Here is a 3,056-nt window from a genome sequence, read left to right as displayed (position 1 = left end):
GAGCACTTGACGGGCTACGATCCAGACAAGGGGTGCCACATCATGACGGGCGCGTTGACGGGCGCGGTGATCGGCGCCACCACCTGGTTGCCCCCCAGGACGCTGCCCCGCCCGGAGGTCTCGTTGCCCCCCGCGCCGCCGCCACCGCCGTTCTCGACGGACGCGCCGCCCTCGGAGGAGGCGGCCGACTGTCCGGCCACAGCGACGGCGTTTCCGCTGATGTCGATCGGCAGGGTGATCGGAAGGTTGACCTGGTTGCCTCCGGCGATCGAGTGGTCACCGTCGGTGTCGGCGAAGGCCGTACCGCCGCCCATGGCCATGACACCCAGTGCGAGCAGTGCCGCAGGGGCCGTGCCCCTAACCCACGTACGCATGATTGAAGCTCCTAGCAGTCTCGGGGGGACCTTGAACCCTCGTGAGGGCATGCGAGAGCCATGCGAGGACCGGACAGGTCCGCACAGCGGAGGCCCAGGCGGGCCGTCATGAGGAGTTGGAAACTGGCTGACTCGTCGGCCTGCTCGTCGCTCACCGGTGGAGCGGCTCTCCTGGGGACGGAGGATCGAGACAGGCTCCGCGACCGGCGGATCACTCGAAAGGAGATCAGGCCGGTCTACAAGACGATGTCAGTCAGGAGAGAAAGAAGGGTCGTCCGCCGCTGTGCGGACGACCGGGGGGAGCACGAACGCCAGCGGAACACGCTGTGTCGTCAGTCGCGGGTCGTAGGCGAACCACGCGACATCCCCCGGACCCGAGCCGAAGAGGCCGGATCCACCACCGCTCTGGGGCACGAATCCATTGCTGCCAGAACCGTGGTCGACGGTGGCGGGTGCCGGGGCCCCCGGCTTGGACTGGCTGGTGAGCCCGTCCACACCTCGCCCCGCCATGGCTTCGGCGTTGTCCGTCGCCGACGGTTTGCCGCTGCCCGTGGGGAAGTCATCGACCTTTGAAGCCGATCCGGAAGCGGCAGCGTCAAGGGTCTGGGAACGGGCCACTCCTGTCGCCGCGGTGGCGTCCGCGACCGCGGGAGTGGCACTGAGAAAGCCGAAGACGATCGCGAGCAGCCATGCGGCGGCCAGGAGGCCGCCGATGGCGAGGGCTTGCCTGATGCCCCACCGGGTGCCGGCCGCGAACCGCGCCATCCGGTCAGCCCGCTCGGGGATCGTGTCGTCGACGGAGAAGGCCACGGGCACGCGTCGAGCAGCGGGCGAGGACGCCCTCCACTGCTCGTGCGGCACGTGCGCCACATGGCCTCCCAAAGCTCCTGGACAGGCCCGCTTGGACACGAGCCACCCTTCAACGGAGAGTCACGTTAGCACTACATGGAGTCAACGCAACGGGTTTCCCGAGAACGGATCAGCAGCCGTCCAGGAATCGGTCAAGAACCCGGACCCCGAACCGCAACGAATCCACCGGCACCCTCTCGTCCACCCCATGGAACATCCCGGAAAAGTCCAGGTCGGCGGGGAGCTTCAGCGGCGCGAACCCGAACCCCCGGATTCCCATCCGGCCGAACGCCTTCAGGTCCGTACCCCCCGACAGCGTGTACGGCACGGCCAGCGCGCCCGGGTCCTCGGCGAGGAGGGCGTCGGCCATCGCGCGCACCAGCGGCCCGTCGAAACCGGTCTCGATGGCGATGTCGTGGTAGATGAACTCCCTGGTCACATTGGGGCCGAGCAGTTCGTCGACGGTCTGGAAGAACTCGTCCTCATATCCCGGCAGGAAGCGGCCGTCCACGTGCGCGGTAGCGGCCTGGGGGATCACATTGGCCTTGTAGCCGGCCTCCAGCATCGTGGGGTTGGTGGTGTTGCGCAGCGTGGCGCCGATCATCCGCGCCAGCGGCCCCAGCTTGGCGACGGTCTTCTCCGCGTCGTCCAGGTCAAGCTCCAGCTCCAGCGCCCTGGAGGTCTCCTCCAGGAACGTCCTCACCGTCTGTGTCATCCGTACCGGCCACTCGTACCGGCCGATGCGGCCCACCGCCTCGGCCAGCTCGGTGACCGCGTTCTCCGCGTTGAGCATCGAGCCGTGCCCGGCCCGGCCGGTGGCGGTCAGGCGCATCCAGGCGATGCCCTTCTCGGCCGCCTCGATCAGATAGAGCCTGCGCGCCTCGTCGATGGAGACGCTGAACCCACCCACCTCACCGATCGCCTCGGAGCACCCGTCGAACAGGTCCTTGTGCTCTGAGACCAGCCACTGCGCGCCGTAGTGGCCCCCGGCCTCCTCGTCTGCGGTGAAGGCCAGCACCACGTCCCTCGGCGGGCGACGCCCCTCGCTGAGCCGCTGTCGTACGACCGCGAGGATCATCGCGTCCATGTCCTTCATGTCGACCGCGCCGCGCCCCCAGACGCAGCCGTCCGCGATCTCACCGCTGAGCGGGTGGTGGGCCCAGTCGGCGGCGTTGAAGGGCACGACGTCCAGATGTCCGTGCAGCAGCAGCGCGTCCCGCGAGGAGTCCTCCCCCGCGATGCGGGCGATCACGTTGGCCCGCCCCCTGTCCGACTCCAGGATCTGCGGCTCCAGCCCGACCTCGGCCAGTTTCTCGGCCACGTACTCGGCGGCGGCCCGCTCCCCGGGCCCCGAATTGTCACCCGCGTTGGTCGAGTCGATCCTGATCAGGTCGCGGCACAGCCCGACGACCTCATCCTCACCGTTGAGCGTGGCCATGTGGACTCCTTGAGTTCGGTACGGCTTCCACCCCCATCCTCCCGCCGTACCCTCCTTCCCGGCACCCCGTCCGCACCCGCCCTCCTACCGATATGACGCAAGCTCAAGAGTTTGCTAACCTAAGTCCGCCGACGCGGGATGACGGTCCCGCGTGCAGGCACCACGTCCGGGTGGCGGAATAGGCAGACGCGCTAGCTTGAGGTGCTAGTGCCCTTTGCGGGGCATGGGGGTTCAAGTCCCCCCTCGGACACAAACCGGTCGCCTATGGGGTCCTGGTCATGTGTACACGTGACCAGGACTTTCTGTTTTGACGGGTGGTAGATCAGCCGCAGTCCGATGTTCGCGTAGATCTTGGCCTTCCGGATCGGGTCAGCATTCGAGAGAACTCGCACCAT

At 67.9% G+C, this 3,056-nt stretch carries 3 protein-coding genes and 1 tRNA gene; 1 reads left to right on the top strand and 3 read right to left on the bottom strand.

Translation table 11 applies throughout. From position 1 onward, the window contains the following. Window positions 1-14 precede the first annotated feature (14 nt). From ABZ260_RS49205 to ABZ260_RS49195, 3 genes are all read right to left on the bottom strand, one after another. Window positions 15-374, bottom strand: a complete 360-nt coding sequence (locus ABZ260_RS49205; RefSeq protein ID WP_355632350.1) for a chaplin family protein — start codon at window positions 372-374, stop codon at window positions 15-17. Between the two features lie 249 nt (window positions 375-623). Further along, window positions 624-1,244: a hypothetical protein gene (locus ABZ260_RS49200; protein WP_355632347.1), complete on the bottom strand. Its 621-nt coding sequence runs from the start codon at window positions 1,242-1,244 to the stop codon at window positions 624-626. 109 nt (window positions 1,245-1,353) lie between these two features. Then, window positions 1,354-2,661: a M20/M25/M40 family metallo-hydrolase gene (locus tag ABZ260_RS49195; protein ID WP_350930228.1), complete on the bottom strand. Its 1,308-nt coding sequence runs from the start codon at window positions 2,659-2,661 to the stop codon at window positions 1,354-1,356. A gap of 164 nt (window positions 2,662-2,825) precedes the next feature. On the opposite strand from ABZ260_RS49195, the gene ABZ260_RS49190 reads away from it, so the two are divergent. Continuing rightward, window positions 2,826-2,911: transfer RNA gene (locus ABZ260_RS49190), tRNA-Leu, on the top strand. Window positions 2,912-3,056 lie beyond the last annotated feature (145 nt).

This window comes from Streptosporangium sp. NPDC006013 (assembly GCF_040614275.1).
GTDB lineage: Bacteria > Actinomycetota > Actinomycetes > Streptosporangiales > Streptosporangiaceae > Streptosporangium.
Note: the sequence above shows the minus strand (reverse complement) of the source record. Positions and strands in the feature narration are given on the sequence as shown.